Source organism: Halalkalibacter oceani (assembly GCF_040544555.1).
Lineage (GTDB): Bacteria > Bacillota > Bacilli > Bacillales > Bacillaceae_D > Halalkalibacter > Halalkalibacter oceani.
The window spans coordinates 1-1,887 of sequence record NZ_JBEPKD010000061.1 but is presented as its reverse complement, the minus strand read 5'-3'; the positions used below and the strand labels follow the sequence as shown (position 1 = coordinate 1,887).

Here is a 1,887-nt window from a genome sequence, read left to right as displayed (position 1 = left end):
AATCGAGTAGGAGGGGGCGACTAACCCCCGACCTCTCACACCACCGTACGTACGGATCCGTATACGGCGGTTTCAGTTAAGTCTGACGAAGGGTTTCATAACGTTCCAGTACGCTCTTGAGCCCTTGACCCTTCCAATAGGTGGAGTCGAGGGTTTTCTGTAAGATCGGGCTTCTCGCTACTCGCCAATAGGCTTTCCTCGTGTTTGCCCATTCCCATGCTTTCCCTCTGCTAGCCCCAAGAGACACTAATTTACGTTGTCTCGTTCGGGTTGTCTTCCATTCTTTCCAGCGGATCATTCGCAACCGTCTTCTCACCCATGAATCCAGTTTCTCAAGGAAAGAGGGGGTCTCCACCAATTGATAATAGCCCATCCACCCTGTGATAAATCGGTTTAGGCGACGAATTCGTTCCTCCATGTGAATCGATTGGCGACGTGAGGTAAGATGGCGAATTCGATCTTTACATCGCCGGACACTCTCTTTTGAGATACGAATCTTCGGGTCTTTCCGATGTCGAGTGAACGTGAAGCCTAAGAACGTTCGGTCCCACGGTCGACCCCATGCACTCTTTTCTCGGTTCACTTTGAGGTGAAGCTTTTCTTCTACGAACGTTGTCATCTTTTCCAACGTCTGTTTCGCCGCACGTCGAGACTTCACATAGATCTGGCAGTCATCGGCATAGCGAACGAAACGGTACCCTCGTTTCTCCAGTTCTTGATCCCATTCATCCAGCACAATATTGGAAAGCAGGGGACTAAGAGGACCACCTTGTGGTGTTCCTTCTGTGCTCGGTTGAACCAGTCCATCTTCCATGATGCCTGCTTGTAAGTACCGTCTGATCAGGCGCAGAACCTGTTTGTCTTGTGTCACTTGACTCAGTCGTCTCATCAATCGGTCGTGATGAACTCGATCGAAGAACTTCAAGAGATCCAGATCCACCACCCATCCGTATCCTTCTCGAACGTATCCTCTTGCCTTCCTTACCCCATCATGTCCTCGTTTCCCTGGTCGGAACCCGTAACTATTTGATGAGAAGGTTGCGTCGACTTTCTTTGAAAGCACTTGAGCAATGGCTTGTTGGATCAAACGGTCCACCACCGTTGGGATCCCTAGCTTCCTCACGCCTCCAGACGGTTTCGGGATGTCGACCCGTCTAACAGGTTGTGGGCGATAGGTTCCCTCCATGATTTCCTTCCTTAAGGAATCCCAGTTTTCCATCAGGTATGATCGGACGGATTCTGTCGTCATGCCATCGATGCCCGGACTTCCTTTATTGGACTCCACTCGCTTCAGCGCTTGGAGGAGATTCTCTCTTGATAAGATCTGATCCAACATCGTTCTTCCACTCCTTCGTATAAGATGGTTCTCGTTGTGTGGCTATACGCTCCGCCCTCTCTCAAGCCCCTCACGGAATTCACCGCTACATGCAGAAGAGCAGGTCCGATTGGTCTTTCTGCTTCAACACGTATAGCGTACGTCAAGGCATCTTATTCCTTTCCTGATTCAGCCCTTCCGTGTCTGTCTAGATCAGACACGTACTATGGCTTCGGCTGACTTCTAGTGTCTCAGCGCCTGTTCGTACAAGCGGTTACGGAAAGCTTCCGCATGATTACTAGATCTCCCCGGGTAAGTGCATGTCCTTCCCCTCCATGTCTCCGCCTCATTTACACCTATCCCCTTTGGTCACTAGGACTTTGACTTGTTTGGCAGTCTCATCCAAGAATAAGCGCCTGATGAGATTCGTGTTCCTCGGAGCGGAGGTTTGCCTCGGACTTCCTTCAGATTCTAGGTCACCCTAGACACCCTTGTCGTTGGCTAACAGTTACAGTGACCTTCACTGCTCGGGACTTGAACCCTATAGCCCATGCACATGCCGGGCACACCAA

1 protein-coding gene is annotated in these 1,887 nt (G+C 50.6%); it reads right to left on the bottom strand.

All coding sequences use genetic code 11. The annotated features are described in order from the left end of the window. Positions 1-76: 76 nt before the first annotated feature. Positions 77-1,336, bottom strand: a complete 1,260-nt coding sequence (gene ltrA, locus ABMB67_RS23350) for a group II intron reverse transcriptase/maturase (RefSeq protein ID WP_251225343.1) — start codon at positions 1,334-1,336, stop codon at positions 77-79. Between the last annotated feature and the right edge of the window lie 551 nt (positions 1,337-1,887).

Excerpts from the sequence above, each read along its gene's own strand:
- ltrA (WP_251225343.1), bottom strand. The coding sequence starts at position 1,336 with ATGTTGGATCAGATCTTATCAAGAGAGAATCTCCTCCAAGCGCTGAAG.